This is a genomic window from Nitrospira sp. Nam74, assembly GCF_965152615.1.
Map to the genome: position 1 here is coordinate 1,243,103 of NZ_OZ224220.1, position 14,731 is coordinate 1,257,833.

Genomic DNA, 14,731 nt, shown 5'->3' on the forward strand with positions numbered 1-14,731 from the left:
CCATGAACGAAGCTCAAACCCGCGCCGAGCATGTTGATCCAGCCTTGAAGAAGGCGGGCTGGGGCGTCGTCGAGGGTAGCCGCATCCTTCGCGAATATCGCATTACGCTAGGCCGTATAGAAGGCAACGGGCGACGTGGAAAAGAGGACGTTGCTGATTACGTGCTGGTCCATCGCAATCGTAAGCTCGCCGTTGTCGAAGCGAAGGCATGGAATAAGCCACTCAGTGAGGGCGTGGGCCAGGCAAAAGCCTATGCAGGCAAGCTCGCCATTCGTTACACCTACTCCACGAACGGGCAGGGCATCTATAGTGTCGATATGGAGACAGGGAAGGAGCGGGATGACCTTACCTGCTATCCCACGCCCGACGAACTGTGGGACCTTACCTTCGCCAAGCAGAACGTCTGGCGAGACCGTTTCGCTGCCGTGCCATTTGAGGACAAGGGCGGCACGTATGGTACACGCTACTATCAGGACATCGCCATTGAGCGGGTGATGGAGGCCATCGCCGAAGGCAAGCCCCGCATTTTGTTGACACTTGCCACCGGGACGGGCAAGACGTTCATTGCCTTTCAGATCGCCTGGAAGCTGTTTCACAGCCGCTGGAACCTGACCCGCGAACCGTCGCGCCGCCCCCGTATTCTTTTCCTTGCCGACCGCAACATCCTCGCAGATCAAGCCTACAATGCCTTTTCGGCATTCCCAGAAGATGCATTGGTGAGGATCGAGCCGGACGAGATTCGCCGCAGAGAGCGCGTTCCAACAAACGGCAGTCTCTTCTTCACCATCTTCCAGACCTTTATGAGCGGACCGCCGAAGGACGGTCAACCCTCGCCCTACTTCGGTCAGTATCCACCAGACTTCTTCGACTTCATTGTCATCGACGAGTGCCATCGCGGAGGGGCCAATGACGAAAGTAATTGGCGCGGCATTCTGGATTACTTCGCTCCAGCGGTGCAGCTCGGCCTGACCGCCACTCCGAAGCGCAAGGACAATGTGGACACCTACCGATACTTCCGAGAGCCGGTATATGTCTATTCATTGAAAGACGGCATCAACGACGGCTTCCTAACACCCTTCAAGGTGAAGCAGATTTCTACGACGCTGGACGAGTACGTCTATACGCCCGACGATACGTTAATCGACGGCGAGATAGAGGCAGGAAGGCTGTTCAAGGAACCAGACTTCAACAAGATCATTGAGATCAAGGAACGCGAAGCGCACCGGGTTAAGCTCTTCATGGACATGATTAATCAGGACGACAAGACGCTTGTCTTCTGCGCCACTCAGGACCATGCACTAGCCGTGCGTGACCTGATTAATCAAATGAAAACGAACACTGACCCGAACTACTGCCATCGCGTGACTGCCAACGATGGCGAACGGGGTGAGCAACATTTGCGCGACTTTCAGGACAATGAAAAATCGATCCCCACGATCCTCACCACATCACAAAAGCTTTCTACCGGCGTGGATGCTCGCAACATCCGCAACATCGTGCTGATGCGGCCCATCAACTCGATGATTGAGTTCAAGCAGATCATTGGGCGTGGGACGCGGCTCTACGACGGGAAGGATTACTTCACGATCTACGACTTCGTAAAGGCGCACCATCACTTCAACGACCCCGAATGGGACGGCGAACCGATTGAACCGGAGCCGAAGGAGTCGTGGCCGAAACGCCTGTCTGGACCGCCTACACCGCCTGGAACGCGCCCGGAGCCGCAACCACGCCCGCAGAAAATTAAAGTCAGACTATCCGACGGAAAGGCCCGCACTATACAAAACATGATGCTGACGACCTTCTGGCATCCTGACGGCACCCCGATGTCCGCTCAACAGTTCCTGGAACTGCTCTTCGGCAAGCTGCCGGAGTTTTTCAAAGACGAAGCGGAACTCCGCGCCCTGTGGAGCGTTCCCGACACACGGAGCAAACTCTTAGAAGGACTGGCTGAGAAAGGTTTCGGTAAGGATCAACTTGCTGAGATGCAGAAGATCATCGACGCGGAAAAAAGCGACCTCTTCGACGTGCTGGCGCACGTTGCATATGCCTTACAGCCACTAAGTCGTGAAGATCGTGCTGCCAAGGCCAAGGTGCAGATCAGTACTCACTTCAACAGTAAGCAGCAGGTGTTCCTAGACTTCGTCCTTTCACATTATGTGAAGGAGGGGGTTGACGAGCTAGACCAGTCAAAGCTAACGCCGCTGCTACGGCTCATGTACCACGACTCCATCGCGGACGCTGTGGCGGCACTAGGCAAGCCGGAGGACATCGGAAAGTTCTTCGCGGGCTTTCAGAAGTATCTGTATCATGAAGTGCCTCGATACAACGCACCATGAAGTTCTTATTTATCGACGAGACAGGAACCACTAAAGATCCTAATTTTTATGGGGTCTGCCTGGTAAGCATTGACTCAAACCACTACAGCAGTGTATGCGACCAATTTGGAATACATATGCAGAAGTCGGGATGGAGCGACAAGCATGAGTTCAAAGGCAAGTTTTTGTTTTCCAAAAAGCAAGGCGATCCAAACATCACCATTGATGAAAGGCTAACATTAGCGGAACGTCTATTGTCGCTCAACCTTGCTGGCAAGAATGCGAAGTTGCGAGTTATCTTTGCCTGGGGCAAGCATGGCGAGAAATCACATTGTGACCTAGTCCGAAAGGCGCTTAGGAAGTTATTGCCGCTCGCTCGTAACCATCGAGGCGGAAAGCATCTTTGTTCGGTATTTGCCGATGAAAACTCTAGGGTAGAGCCTTCCGTCCTAAGGAGCTCAACAGTTGAGGCATTGGGCGAACGCGGATACAAACTGGTTGAAGATGTTATGAGCCTCCAATCCAAAAGCTATCACGTCGGACTTTGCTATGCCGACCTAATAGGCTATTTGGCGGGATGGGTGTCGCTTGACGACGACATTGACAAGGCTCAATTGGGACTGTTCGAGGAAGGACAGATTAGTCGTCAAGACCCTGAGAAGGTAAGGAAGGCAAAGGCAATGCTCACATCTGTAAAGCGAATACAGTTTCTTCGCTGCTAGCGATGGTTCCCACCACTCTACTATATCTGTTGGGTCCACCTTGCTGACAATAAAGCCCCGTTTCGGTTGTCTTGGGTGACTTCGGTTTTCCACTCCCCATCTATGCACTTTTCCACCGCAGCCTTTGCGCTATCGTTAGCTCCCAATACTTTGACAGCAAAGAACGATGGCAAATAGTTTAGATAAAAAGAAACTGGTGACCTTCGATGAACTGACGCTCTCCAACGCATGGGAGCTGGAAGCCCTTGCTGAAGTGCTGACCGCGAAGGGCCTCATTACGAAGCGCGAAGTGCTAGAGATGTTAATGGAGATTCGCCGCCGTAATCCCACCGCTGCTGCACCCTACACTAACCTTGCCACCGATCCGAACAAGACCGACATTCTTGTAAAGCATATCTTGAAGCTTTTCCATTCAACCGGCCTGACGGCCCAGCAGGCGAAGGACGTTCTTGTGCATCTCCAAGTCCTTATCGAGATCGGCGAGCGTGTCGCTCATGGAAAAACGACGCACTGATTATCATGGAAACGAGGCAGCGCCTACACCTGCCGCTACGTTGCCCCGTGTCGCTGCCGCCACCCTCTGCGCAAGAAAAATCTCTGTCAATGTCAACGCGAAGCGCTCACTTAGTTGGTTCACCAGTGCCATTTTACTTGCTAATCATACCTAGACGCAGGAGTAGGCTAATGTATACTTCTGGTGTAGGCAACAATCCTACATCTGCCAGGCTAGGCAGAGCATTAGTGCCGACATCATCTTTACAAAGGGGTTGTATCGCATGGAATGGGGAATCTTGATGACCGGATTTACGCTCGTTGGTATGGTCTTGCTTCTGCTCGGCACCGTCTCGGCATCAAACCGCGCTGCGTAATGTCCACACTCACTTCTCTCTTTCTGTTTGCTCCTAAAGCTAACAAGAACTTGGAGGTCGTATGGTGACGCTGATCGTAGGCATTGCCACGGTGACGGCTATGCTGGTGGTGATGGGTTGGACACTGGGAGGCGAGAGCGACGCGGAGCGGCGTCGCCTCGCCGAACGAGGCTAACGGTTCGTAAACGGGCGGCTGTCCGGGCCGCCCGTTCCGCCGTCCACGCACATTGACAAGCAGCGCATCTTCTCTGGCCGTACACACAACATGACAATCGTGCTGAGGAGGATACCGATGGAGCGTCAAAGCCATGCCCGCATCGCTCGGAAGTTGCTCAATGCAGTCCCAGTCATTTTCTCCGGGAACACACACGGCACCGGGACGCTGTATGAGCTATCGACAGGGGGATGTAAAATTGAAACGGCCAGCACACCTCCACTTGGTGCCTCGCTCAAACTACGCCTCACGGTGTCGCCCAACACCGATCCTGTCAAAATCGACGCGGCCATTGTTGGATGGACCATCAAAGATCAATATTTTGGTGTGAAGTTCCTTCAAGTGGAGCCGACGGACCGATTATTATTGGACCAATGCATTGCGAACCTTGCGGTCCGGGGATCGCTGCCCCTTTGAATTTCATAGCAGAGCGGTAAAGAAGTTCTTACTGTCCGTCCTTACCCCGACCACTTATACGTAGTATATACAGCGATAGACAAGTAGGCACGAACGGACTAGCATGTCGGCAATCGGACCTACTGAAGAGGAATGCGATGAATACACCGAATCACTATGCTGGGAACCAAAATAGACACGAATCCATGCACTTCCCGAAGGGCGGGCTGATGGGGGAAGAATTAAAGTCCGTCTTTGAAGCGAGCCACTGTTCCAGCCGCAAGCTGCCTCGCTTCCTCCTCCTCGATGACGACCCCGCCTTACTCAATGCGCTCTCGGATACCATTGAGTTCCATCTCGGACCGTTAACGTTAGATGTCTCTGATTCAGGAATAAAGGCATTAGACCTCGTTAGAGTCAATGCCTACGATGCCATGATCCTAGATGTGAACATGCCAAACATGAATGGTTTGGAGTTCTTGAACGTCGTGAAGCAACTGCGGCCCAATACCCCCCTATTCGTATTGATGATGAGCGCCCATGCCGATGACAGGCTCATGGCTAGAGCCTTTGAAGCAGGTGCGTCAGATTTCATTGCCAAACCGTTTGATCGAGACAAGTTCGTGTCTGCGGTGAAGCATGGCTTGAAACTATCCCGCCAATCGATTGCCATAAAGCATGACGAGCGTCAGCTCATGCATACGACGCAAACGGCAGCTATGTCCGTTTAGTAAACGCCTTCGCAGATAAACGCGGCTGAACATCGGGGACAGCCATCTCTGTAAAGGGCAACGCTAATTGCAGGGGGGAAGACTTGGATAAGCGTAGGCGTTCAACGATAGGACGAGCAGCAGTCTCTGCGACCAGCTCAAAGCAATCCAAGTCAGCTTCGGTAAAGAAGAGGCTGTAGCGATTCTTCTTTCGAGAATCGTCCCAATATACGCTGAAGCCCCACGCTGTCCCCCAGTTCTCTTCCCGTACCGTATCCACTCGGCCCAGTGTGCCAAACGTCAAGCCGTCGATCTGGCGTGAACAACCACCCGAATCAAGCGAACAGTGTCAGTCTAATTGGGACATGCTGCGGCCCGTGAATTCGCGGACAAGGTGGGCATCCTCCGCTAGCCGTAAGGCTATGCAGAGGTTAGGCTTACCCTATGGCAAGTCCTCAGATACTACTCGTTGATGATGATCCAGAATGCTTGATCGCCTTATCTAATCGCCTGCGATTCGCGTTTAGGGGACAGTCCCTGACCGTAGATGTCGCTGATTCTGCGGCCTGCGGCCTCATCGCCGCTAAGACCGCTCGCTACGACGCCGTTATTGTCGATATCGTCATGCCACGCACCAACGGATTCAAGTTCGCGGAACAGCTTCGGCGTACCCAGCCCGATATTCCCATCATTATGATAACCGGATGGGACATCAAGAGCGGGCAAGAACAAGCCGAGCGTCTCGGATTAGTCGCCTGTCTACCGAAGCCCATTGAGTTTTCCCTGCTGTGTACGGTTGTGAAGCGGCTGTTAGAACAGAAGCATGACAGCCCACGTTAACACGCCGTTCGGTCCTGACCGCAGAGCGTGCGGCATACTCGCTATGAGACAGGGAATGAAGAGATGGAGAACTATTCCAGGCGAGCGCAAGAACGCTGATCCGACGAGGGAAAGTCGTGCCGTGAGGCATCGTGTGGTAGCACACGGCCTGGAATGCCGTTCGTCTCGACCACGATGGCAGGCGGATACGGGATCACCGTGTGATGGGTCAATGCGTCCGTAGCGTCGCTTACAATTCTCGCCATTTCTTGCTGCGGGATATCAAGGGCGTCCCATTGGTTCGGGACGCCGACATAGGGCGACCAGGGCTTGGCGGCTAAGGTAGTGAGGTCCCCGACGGTCACAGCCCCATACCAGACGTTGTCTCCCTCGACGTCTAAGAGCAGTCCCTTGTGCGGATGATGCAACACGGCGGCTTGGCAGAAGACGCGCCATCTTGTCCCTGTTCGGCAGGATGTGCGAACGCCTTCAAGCACGGTCAGAGAAGAGACACAATAGTCAGGATAGGCCGACGCCAATACCCTCAGATAGCGTTGTCGGTCTGGACGATGCTGCGGGTCAGCAGCCGGTATGCGATGAAAGTCTTCATCCGTTGCAGGTGCACAGGGGTTATAGGCGAGCTCCGCTCTGTTGAGAAACTCGGTCTGTATCCCCGATTGAACCGCGATGAGGTCACGGCGGGGGCTAATCCAGACAACGGTTCCCCGTTGGACTGTGCGTGTTGTAAGAGACCAATACTCGATGCGTTGCAGCAGACGAATGTTATTCATGTCCATACCGGCTGGGAACTCCATTCTGTGAATATCGTTGGGGGGTTAGACCGATAGCGTTGGCAGGCCGATCATCACGCGGCGTAGCGTTCACTGTATTGGGGGAAATCTTCAGAAACCAAGTCGAACAGCAGTCGGTCCATGACTGTCCCATTGGCAATATGACAGGCCCGCTGTTTGCCCATGTAGCGAAACCGATTCTTTTCTAGAACATGGATTGAAGGATGGTTGGCTTCGACGGTCCACGCGCTGATGGCCTCAAGACCAAGCTCATTGAAGGCGGTCCCCCAACAGTTTCGACACGGCTGCCGTCGTGTGTCCTTTATCGGCGCATGTCTTATCGCCTAACACATACCACAAGAGGGCTGTGTTGAAGCGTGTATCAATATGGGTGAGTCCGACCAAGCCGATGGGGTGGTTCCTGCCGGTGGGCCAATAAAGCCTCCAACAGTACTTCGCATTCTGGCTCATCAGCTTCAGCAAAGCCGGTGATAGCGTCTGAATGCCATTGCCGAAGTCTAGCCATTGGTAATTCTCCGTTTGGCTTAGCCATCCGGCGACCAGACTAATATCCGAGCTTCCTAACGCTCCCAACTCCATGCCGTACGCCTCCCTATAGCATGTTTGCAACCGCAGTTTTATATATGTCGCGGTAGTCCTGAAACATCAGCCAGGGACGATGCGAGAGGTCGGAGATCATGCAGATCAGCCGTGTGGTTCACTGACGTGGATCACGCTACGCGACAGCTCATAGGGGTAAGCTGAGAAGGATGGTTATGTGATGCCGGTCAACCTGGCAAAAATCTCAGGATGTGTGTACCTGGCATTCTTCATCCTCGTTCTAAGCGAGAAAGAGAGAGGCGTAAGCACACACTCCTGAAAAATTGCCAGGTCCTACCTTCCCCTATGAGCCGATGGCTGTATCCGTAGGGCAAATGTAATGTAGATAACATAAACAAATGGGGCGGTCCTATTGACCTTTACGGACAGAGTGGCTAGCTTCTGCCATCAGTATAGACACTCATATAAGGTCGATCGATGCCTGTGATATCCCCCGCCGAAACGAAAATTCTCAACGTTAATGACGATGCTGCCACCCGATACCTCTGGGCTCATATTCTACGTCAGGCAGGCTATCACGTCCGAGAGGCGCACAGCGGACAGACGGCGTTACAGACACTCCGCACTGACCCGCCTCATCTCGTCCTGCTCGACGTGAAGCTTGCCGATATCGACGGATTCAGTCTCTGTCAGCAGCTCAAGACGATTGACCCTACGGTTCCGATCCTCATGGCGTCGGCCTGGTTTACCAGTGATGACGACTTTATCAATGGACTGACGACCGGAGCAGATGGATATCTATATGAGCCAGCCAATAGCACCAAACTCCTCGCCATGATTAAAACGATCTTAAGAATGTCCACTCGCTTGCAACAGGCCCGGACCACCGTGAACGAGTTGCAGCGTCAGAACCAGCAACTAGGTGAGCGTCTGAAGCATATGGAGTTGGCAAATGAAGGATTGCAAGAGGAGCTGGCCGAGTCGCGCCAATTTGAGGAAGCCGTAGTAGGCCGGGAGTTAAAACTGATGGAGTGCGAAAAGGACAGAGAGCGGCTGCAACGTGAGTTACGGAACCTCAGAACCCCACAGCAGCGTCAAATAGCGGAGGAGCAGCGAGGGCCGTAGTGGCTTGTTAAATTGCGCGGAACGCCCGATTCGCTTCGGCCACGTTCACGCCGGGCGGCAACCCTGACTTCCACTCCAAATCATCTTTCCCCCGGTACCAATACCCGTCAACGCTCTTTTTAATCGTCCAGTAAAAACCCCGGTTCCAGATATGCGTTACAATCTCGTTTTGCATAGGGAATGATAAGTCGATCTAATCGTTCTTGTTTACGCGGTGTCCGCTACACCGGCGGCCTTGCTAGTCCTCCGGCGCCCGTTTCCCCTATGGTGGGGCAGCGATGCCGAGACAACTCAATCAGCGACCGGATTACGCTCACCACTTGATCGCGGTCGAACGGCTTCCGAAGAATCGCATTGGCTCCCTCATCGCGTGCCTGCTGCTCGATGGCTTCTTCAATGCAGCCTGTAATCAAAATGACCGCCTGATCGGGCTGCGCGGCTTTAATGTCGCGGATGACTTCAAGGCCACCCTGGCGCGGCATCTTAAGGTCGCAGACTATGACATCATAGTTGCCCTCTCGTACCTTAGGGACCACGTCGTCCGATGAGGCATGAACGACCACGACCACGGGCCGTAAACGATACGTCAGCATGTCGCACAGCCCCTGCAACAGTACGGGATCGTCATCGACGAGCAGAATACGAGGGACAGAGGTGGACATATCCCACTTCCTTTGTATCGCAGAATATTTATCGGCAAACGACCGCGCTATCAGCGAAGAGGAAGGTAGGACGAGTAGTCGACCCTATTACAGTAGAGCCATCTAGAGGTATTCTGCTTGATGAGCGGGTTGGTCCCTGTTCAGCCTTCGGGCTGGCTGAACAGTCCCTTCTGATAGCACGCCGATGCCTTCGTGGACACTTCAGGATAGAGACCGGGGAAATGTTTTGGTCCACAGTCGGGACACATCCCGTGGCTGAAGTCTGCCTTCGACCGTGCCGCGATATACCGCTCGATCTGCTGCCAGTACCCACTGTCGTCCCGAATTTTCTTGCAGTACGCGCAAATCGGCAATAGCCCCTGAAGCACCTTCACGTCTTCTTCCGCTCGTTTTCGTAGCAGAGAAAACATCGCCGTGATACCGATCACCGTGACGGCAAAGAAGCGATTGGCAACGTCAAACCCTATCGGCCCCGGCGCCGAGAGAAAAAAGCCCAGCACGGTCAGTAGGGCCGACACAACCGCGATCGCAATGATAGGGGACGATTGTCGGGGCGTAGAGTACATCGCAAGGAACGTTAGAGGCACCACGTACAAAAAGCAAACACTGACACCGAGAGACACGACTACATCGATGCCAAAGACGGTGAGAATAAGGATAGAGGCTGCGGCGACATGCCGGATACTCAGCCTTTCATGGGGAGCGGGCAGCACCCCCTGGCGTCTGTCGGCGACGCGACGGTCACCGCCGGCCCGCCTCTCTTTAGTGAGTCCACATCGTCCCATCAGTGCATATCTATAGCAGGCCCTCCCGCGAGTACGGTATAGGTAATGTAGACGTTACTACTACGCTAATAGACTTAGTATAACCGCCTAGATAACCGCAAGGAATTGATGAATGAGTCCTGTCGAGTCTAGGGCCGGTATCATCAATGGAGAAGATAAAGTTAGGGAACCTGGATTCTCACAAGTCCGAAAATCCGTCTCCGCGTTTAAGGCGCACCCCAACGTGACATGGCGGGCCGTTTTTTCGGGTGCCGGGGGGTAGGAGCGTCAAATTCCGGTTGCGCCGGGGTTGCATGGTTGCGGGCGGGCGACCCTATATGGGCCATTCCTGTGCACATCATCCACTTTATTCATGCGGCTCTTCTGTCGATTGTGGGTCTTGGCAAGTAATTCGTAAACCGCAGGTCGTTGGTTCAATCCCAATCGCCGGCTCCATATACTTAATAAGGCTTTCAAGGTCTTACACTGCAACATCTTCTCGCTGCTCCTGCTGTAAGTCGGCCACTATGCCCGAAATGGTGCCCATTTGCTGTGAACCGTACCCGACAGGCGTCTGGCAGCTAACTTCAGGTCGGCCTCATTTACGATATCGTATCGGTCAAAAACCGACCGTGTTTTATGACCAGCGATCGCGATAGCCACCTTCTCAGGGATACCAGCCTGCAAACTAAGCTAGAGTTAACGAACCTTCCTCAGTCCGACGTAATTTCATAAGCCATCATAGCTCCTCGATACGCCTGCAATTGGCCAGCAGTGCGAGATAAGTACCATGAGGAGGATCGAAGTCCACCACGGGCCAGACGCAAAGAGAGTCGCTAGGCTCCAGGTGATGGCCCACACACCGACGAGAAAACCAGCCAGCTTTAAGCATCCATAGAGCACACGCTAAGTCGCTATGATAAGAGGCGCTCGGATCCCTAGACGGCTTCCGCTATTGCGTTTGAAATTTTGAAGGCATGGCGATGAGTAGCTTTCTACGGGAAGATTTTATGGGCCTCTTTGGGGGCCTATATACGTAAAAATGTGGGGGAAAAAGCGTTTCCGTGGTCAAGCGTCTGGACTCGTATCCCTTGTTCTTCATGCAGGTGCGCCTTTGTAATAAGGCCAGCAACTGTCATGTTTTTTTACAGTTTTCGACAAAGTCAGTATGGGCCATATATATACGTAAATACATCAGCTTATGGGCATAAGCATTTTCAGATCCAGGGAATGTGTATGAAATCTTTACGGTTGGTGGTTGTCAATCTGTGATGACCTTCAATGATTTTAAGCGCTTAGATGCTGGCATTTTTTGTGCGTCTTTAACACTTACTCAAGCAGATCCATTCTATGTTTCTATCAAAGGAGTCAAACAATGCAAAAGTCACTTGTAGCGGCCCTTGCCGGGGCTTTTCTCTGCGCAGGTGTTAGCCTCGCACAGGCAAACACCATCACAGGCAATCTCTGGCACGTTCCTGAGGCGGTTACGTTGAATGCCGTCCCGGCGAATGTTCCTGCAACGACTCCAGACGTCACCTTCTCGGTGAATTCGCCGTTTAATTTTTCTGGAACCAGCGTGACAGTCGGGACATGGCTGGCAAGCAGCGGCGCTTTCAATATCGTGGAGAATACTCCGAACACCCTGACCTCGCTGATGGATAACGGTGTCGTGGGTACGATCCTTAATTTTACGGGTTTCGTTTCTGTTACCAATGGACAGACGTTCACCGTGACGCATGATGACGGTATAACCCTGATCATCGGTGGCAATAATCTTGGCTTCAGCCCGGCTCCCACTGCCCCCATCACATCGATCGCTACGTACACGGGACCAACCGGTAACTTCCCATTTCAGTTGGTCTATGCGGAATGTTGCGGAGGTCCAGCAGTCCTTCAGATCAATCTTCCGTTCAGTGATGTCCCTGCAGTACCTGAGCCCAGCACGCTGCTGCTCCTCGGTTCAGGCCTCGCTGGTCTGGCAGCGTGGCGGCGGAAGCACACTGCTTAATTAGAATTTTAGGACGTTTCCTCACGAGCCTCGCGCCTTATGGTGTGGGGCTTGTGTCTTTTAGGGAACCCTTGAGCTGAGCAGTGGCAGTGGGCCGCCAGCCTATTGGCATGTTTCTTTAGATTCCCAGATATCCTCGCCGCTTTTTTCTCTCGAGCACAGGGGCCAATGCCTAAGCGTGGGGGGTCCTCTTTCCCTATCTCAACCTGCCAGAACAAGGGGCGGGAGTGTCGAAAGCATCACCGATTACGAGGGTGAACAGAAATATTGGGTTGCAGCTCGGTATGCCCAAATCGTGCCCGCGATAGTGCCTGTCTTGCCTCCCTTCGACCAAACCCAAACCGCAGGTCGTTGGTTCAATCCCAATCGCCGGCTCCATATACTTAATAACTTCCGTTAGACCGCCCCCTTTTACCACAGACCAGTGTTGCACGAGGCTTGCGGGTTGGTTTACTGAAATAGTCTCCAGACCCTGACCCTCCAGCCGTGCTACTGTCCGGTTGTTGCCGTCTGAAATGAGACGACCGTAAAGGTCTACCGGCTAGGGAGGGTGTTCCATCTGTTCCTTCACATAGATCGGATTCTCCCCTTGTTGGGGCAGAATGGAGGCAAAGATACGGTGAAGATGGTAGAAGCGTGTATGGCGGAGGCCGGACGCCTACAGCACGTCACAAAAAAATACGCTTGCGAAGGTTGTCAGGGGCAACGATTCCCCGTGCCGCATCACGAAAACCCCATTTCGGCATCTCTTTACACCGGTTGGCTGCGCTTCTAATTGGCGTTCAGTATGCAGCTGTTTTGCGTGCTGGCCCGGTTCTTTTGACATATCGACACGTGGGCATCCGCCACTTTTTCGAACCCACCTATAATCCCTAGTGTTTGAGCGTTCTACAGGAAGAAGCTAGCCGGATGCGAAACGAAGCGGACATTGCCGGTACGAAGCACGGAAGAAGGGCCCTATGTCCGCTGGGTAAGATTTTCACAATTTGTAATCGCATTCCGCTGTCAGTGAATTCAAGACAAAAAAAAGAGGTCAAAGTCTTGTCAGTTTGAGTTTTCTCTCCTTCCTGAAGCTTTGACTTCAGGTCGTCTAGAATTCTCTTTCCAACCCGGCTTTGGCCTCGTTTAGTACACTAGCACAACCGCATTCACAATCGAACGAACCATGAAAGCTTTGTCGCTCTTGTCTCTACAGTGATGACATGGTGCTGGGCAGGACGGCGGTGATGATGGTGAGGATCAATTCAAAAGCTTCTTCTGAATCTATACGTCTCCATCCAAAAATTCCAAGATAGCGTAATTTCAGGTCACCATTGGATGGATTGTCACTGGCATTGCTGGGGACAATACCTAGGTAGCTAAGCAGACCAGACCATAGCCGCTTTCACAACACCATACAATGGAATCGCCATGTACTAGGAATGCTGTATTGCCAACACAAGCAATCGGCGGTATGTGTGAGATCCCTTGAGCTATGGAGGATTTATGAAATATTTACGCCTTTCCTCCTTATCGTCTGCTCTGCTGCTGATGTGGATATCTGTCGCGCCTGCTGAAATACTGGCGCTCCTGAACTATGAAAGCAAGCGGGATCAATCCATAAGAAAAGAAGGCATTGCCATTATGGACGTCGATCCACACTCCGCTGATTTTGGCAAGGTCTTGATGGAGATTCCACTCGCGCCCGATCTTGTTGCTCATCACATTTTCTTCAATCGAGACAAGAGCAAGGCCTATATTACGGCCTTAGGTAAAAGCCTTCTTCATGTAGTGGACCTCACACGATTTCCCTATCGATTAAAAGCCGTCGAGATCCCTGAATGCCAGGTCTTGGAGGATCTGGTCGTGTCGGAGGACAACCGAATCTGGTATCTGACCTGTATGGGTTCCAGCAATGTCATTATGGGAGACGCCGTAGAGGATCGGGCTATCAAAGCCGTTAGCGCGTCCGGACCTGCATCGCCCTTTATCAGTTATCCGCACGGCATTGCTATTCACAATGGCATTGACCGTCTGCTCGTCACGAGCACGATCAAGCCGGACAATATGTCTGAGGCGGGCGAAACTGTTACGGTGTTGGAAGCCAGCAGCGGAAAGCTGCTCTCTACCCATAAGGTGTCCTTGAAACCCTCCCCATCAAAAGCGGCCCCGGTGGAAGTGATGTTTGTGCCTCATGCAGATCCCCCGGTCGTGCACATCACGAATATGTTGGAAGGCACCTTATGGGTCGGAGTGTGGGATGCCAAGAACAAAACGTTTTCGTTTGAGCAGGCCGATGACTTTGGGCCAAGGGAGCAGGGCGTGCCATTGGAGATGCTCTATAACGCCAAAGGTGACCGGCTGTATGTGACCACCGCGAAGCCGGGATATGTCAATCTCTATGACAATACCAACTCGCAGCGCCCGACGTTCCTCAAGGCGATTCCCGCCGCTCCAGGCGCACATCACACGATCCTTTCGCCGGACGAACGTTATCTGTTCGTCCAAAACAGCCTGCTAAATTTAGAAGGGATGAGTGATGGGTCTATCACGGTGATCGATTTGACGAAGGAAGCCCTGCTGACGACCATCGACACGCTGAAACGGCAAGGCTTGAACCCGAACTGTATCATGCTTTTGCCCAACCACTTCAAAAGGGAGTGACTGAGTTAGTCGCTTCGATGTCCCCATTACGCTGAGCCCGGGGGACCGCCTGGGACTTCAGCGTATGTTGTTATAGCAGAAGAACCGCTACAGCCTTTTCTTCATCAAAGCCGGCCTAGCATACCTTGA

General features: G+C 52.9%; 14 protein-coding genes. 9 read left to right on the forward strand and 5 right to left on the reverse strand.

Annotated features, from left to right (window positions below):
• Nucleotides 1-2: 2 nt before the first annotated feature.
• The 6 genes from hsdR (at nucleotide 3) to ACWHYZ_RS06030 (ending at nucleotide 6,069) form a co-directional block, all read left to right on the forward strand.
• Nucleotides 3-2,339, forward strand: a complete 2,337-nt coding sequence (hsdR, locus tag ACWHYZ_RS06005) for an EcoAI/FtnUII family type I restriction enzme subunit R (RefSeq protein WP_447986377.1) — start codon at nucleotides 3-5, stop codon at nucleotides 2,337-2,339.
• Nucleotides 2,336-3,040 carry a hypothetical protein gene (locus tag ACWHYZ_RS06010; protein ID WP_447986378.1) on the forward strand — a complete coding sequence of 235 codons (705 nt, stop codon included), beginning with the start codon at nucleotides 2,336-2,338 and terminating at the stop codon, nucleotides 3,038-3,040. Before hsdR ends, ACWHYZ_RS06010 begins: the two co-directional genes overlap by 4 nt.
• Nucleotides 3,041-3,206: 166 nt before the next feature.
• A complete protein-coding gene (locus tag ACWHYZ_RS06015; RefSeq protein ID WP_447986379.1) occupies nucleotides 3,207-3,554 on the forward strand; it encodes a hypothetical protein in 348 nt (115 codons plus the stop codon).
• A gap of 647 nt (nucleotides 3,555-4,201) precedes the next feature.
• Complete coding sequence (locus ACWHYZ_RS06020; RefSeq protein ID WP_447986380.1) at nucleotides 4,202-4,540, forward strand: PilZ domain-containing protein; 339 nt, start codon at nucleotides 4,202-4,204, stop codon at nucleotides 4,538-4,540.
• Nucleotides 4,541-4,677: 137 nt separating this feature from the next.
• Nucleotides 4,678-5,250, forward strand: a complete 573-nt coding sequence (locus ACWHYZ_RS06025; RefSeq protein WP_447986381.1) for a response regulator — start codon at nucleotides 4,678-4,680, stop codon at nucleotides 5,248-5,250.
• Between the two features lie 423 nt (nucleotides 5,251-5,673).
• Nucleotides 5,674-6,069, forward strand: a complete 396-nt coding sequence (locus ACWHYZ_RS06030) for a response regulator (RefSeq protein ID WP_447986382.1) — start codon at nucleotides 5,674-5,676, stop codon at nucleotides 6,067-6,069.
• Nucleotides 6,070-6,140: 71 nt separating this feature from the next.
• Here the strand turns inward: ACWHYZ_RS06030 and ACWHYZ_RS06035 are convergent, their stop codons facing one another.
• Nucleotides 6,141-6,839 carry a hypothetical protein gene (locus ACWHYZ_RS06035; RefSeq protein WP_447986383.1) on the reverse strand — a complete coding sequence of 233 codons (699 nt, stop codon included), beginning with the start codon at nucleotides 6,837-6,839 and terminating at the stop codon, nucleotides 6,141-6,143.
• A 270-nt stretch (nucleotides 6,840-7,109) separates the two neighbouring features.
• Complete coding sequence (locus ACWHYZ_RS06040) at nucleotides 7,110-7,439, reverse strand: hypothetical protein (protein WP_447986384.1); 330 nt, start codon at nucleotides 7,437-7,439, stop codon at nucleotides 7,110-7,112.
• Between the two features lie 438 nt (nucleotides 7,440-7,877).
• Between ACWHYZ_RS06040 and ACWHYZ_RS06045 the strand changes: the two genes are divergently transcribed.
• Nucleotides 7,878-8,525, forward strand: a complete 648-nt coding sequence (locus ACWHYZ_RS06045; RefSeq protein WP_447986385.1) for a response regulator — start codon at nucleotides 7,878-7,880, stop codon at nucleotides 8,523-8,525.
• A 7-nt stretch (nucleotides 8,526-8,532) separates the two neighbouring features.
• Here ACWHYZ_RS06045 and ACWHYZ_RS06050 read toward each other — a convergent pair whose 3' ends face one another.
• The 3 genes from ACWHYZ_RS06050 to ACWHYZ_RS06060 form a co-directional block, all read right to left on the reverse strand.
• The gene (locus tag ACWHYZ_RS06050) at nucleotides 8,533-8,700 is read right to left on the reverse strand and encodes a hypothetical protein (protein WP_447986386.1); all 168 of its coding nucleotides are present in this window, start codon (nucleotides 8,698-8,700) and stop codon (nucleotides 8,533-8,535) included.
• A gap of 46 nt (nucleotides 8,701-8,746) precedes the next feature.
• Nucleotides 8,747-9,187 carry a response regulator gene (locus ACWHYZ_RS06055; RefSeq protein ID WP_447986387.1) on the reverse strand — a complete coding sequence of 147 codons (441 nt, stop codon included), beginning with the start codon at nucleotides 9,185-9,187 and terminating at the stop codon, nucleotides 8,747-8,749.
• Between the two features lie 140 nt (nucleotides 9,188-9,327).
• Nucleotides 9,328-9,972 carry a hypothetical protein gene (locus ACWHYZ_RS06060; protein WP_447986388.1) on the reverse strand — a complete coding sequence of 215 codons (645 nt, stop codon included), beginning with the start codon at nucleotides 9,970-9,972 and terminating at the stop codon, nucleotides 9,328-9,330.
• A gap of 1,354 nt (nucleotides 9,973-11,326) precedes the next feature.
• Between ACWHYZ_RS06060 and ACWHYZ_RS06065 the strand changes: the two genes are divergently transcribed.
• On the forward strand, nucleotides 11,327-11,959 hold the full coding sequence (locus tag ACWHYZ_RS06065; RefSeq protein WP_447986389.1) for a PEP-CTERM sorting domain-containing protein: 633 nt from the start codon (nucleotides 11,327-11,329) through the stop codon (nucleotides 11,957-11,959).
• 1,485 nt (nucleotides 11,960-13,444) lie between these two features.
• The gene (locus tag ACWHYZ_RS06070) at nucleotides 13,445-14,602 is read left to right on the forward strand and encodes a YncE family protein (RefSeq protein ID WP_447986390.1); all 1,158 of its coding nucleotides are present in this window, start codon (nucleotides 13,445-13,447) and stop codon (nucleotides 14,600-14,602) included.
• The last annotated feature ends 129 nt before the right edge of the window (nucleotides 14,603-14,731 follow it).

Excerpts from the sequence above, each read along its gene's own strand:
- hsdR (WP_447986377.1), top strand. The coding sequence starts at position 3 with ATGAACGAAGCTCAAACCCGCGCCGAGCATGTTGATCCAGCCTTGAAG.
- ACWHYZ_RS06010 (WP_447986378.1), top strand. The coding sequence starts at position 2,336 with ATGAAGTTCTTATTTATCGACGAGACAGGAACCACTAAAGATCCTAAT.
- ACWHYZ_RS06015 (WP_447986379.1), top strand. The coding sequence starts at position 3,207 with ATGGCAAATAGTTTAGATAAAAAGAAACTGGTGACCTTCGATGAACTG.
- ACWHYZ_RS06020 (WP_447986380.1), top strand. The coding sequence starts at position 4,202 with ATGGAGCGTCAAAGCCATGCCCGCATCGCTCGGAAGTTGCTCAATGCA.
- ACWHYZ_RS06025 (WP_447986381.1), top strand. The coding sequence starts at position 4,678 with ATGAATACACCGAATCACTATGCTGGGAACCAAAATAGACACGAATCC.
- ACWHYZ_RS06030 (WP_447986382.1), top strand. The coding sequence starts at position 5,674 with ATGGCAAGTCCTCAGATACTACTCGTTGATGATGATCCAGAATGCTTG.
- ACWHYZ_RS06035 (WP_447986383.1), bottom strand. The coding sequence starts at position 6,839 with ATGAATAACATTCGTCTGCTGCAACGCATCGAGTATTGGTCTCTTACA.
- ACWHYZ_RS06040 (WP_447986384.1), bottom strand. The coding sequence starts at position 7,439 with ATGGAGTTGGGAGCGTTAGGAAGCTCGGATATTAGTCTGGTCGCCGGA.
- ACWHYZ_RS06045 (WP_447986385.1), top strand. The coding sequence starts at position 7,878 with ATGCCTGTGATATCCCCCGCCGAAACGAAAATTCTCAACGTTAATGAC.
- ACWHYZ_RS06050 (WP_447986386.1), bottom strand. The coding sequence starts at position 8,700 with ATGCAAAACGAGATTGTAACGCATATCTGGAACCGGGGTTTTTACTGG.
- ACWHYZ_RS06055 (WP_447986387.1), bottom strand. The coding sequence starts at position 9,187 with ATGTCCACCTCTGTCCCTCGTATTCTGCTCGTCGATGACGATCCCGTA.
- ACWHYZ_RS06060 (WP_447986388.1), bottom strand. The coding sequence starts at position 9,972 with ATGGGACGATGTGGACTCACTAAAGAGAGGCGGGCCGGCGGTGACCGT.
- ACWHYZ_RS06065 (WP_447986389.1), top strand. The coding sequence starts at position 11,327 with ATGCAAAAGTCACTTGTAGCGGCCCTTGCCGGGGCTTTTCTCTGCGCA.
- ACWHYZ_RS06070 (WP_447986390.1), top strand. The coding sequence starts at position 13,445 with ATGAAATATTTACGCCTTTCCTCCTTATCGTCTGCTCTGCTGCTGATG.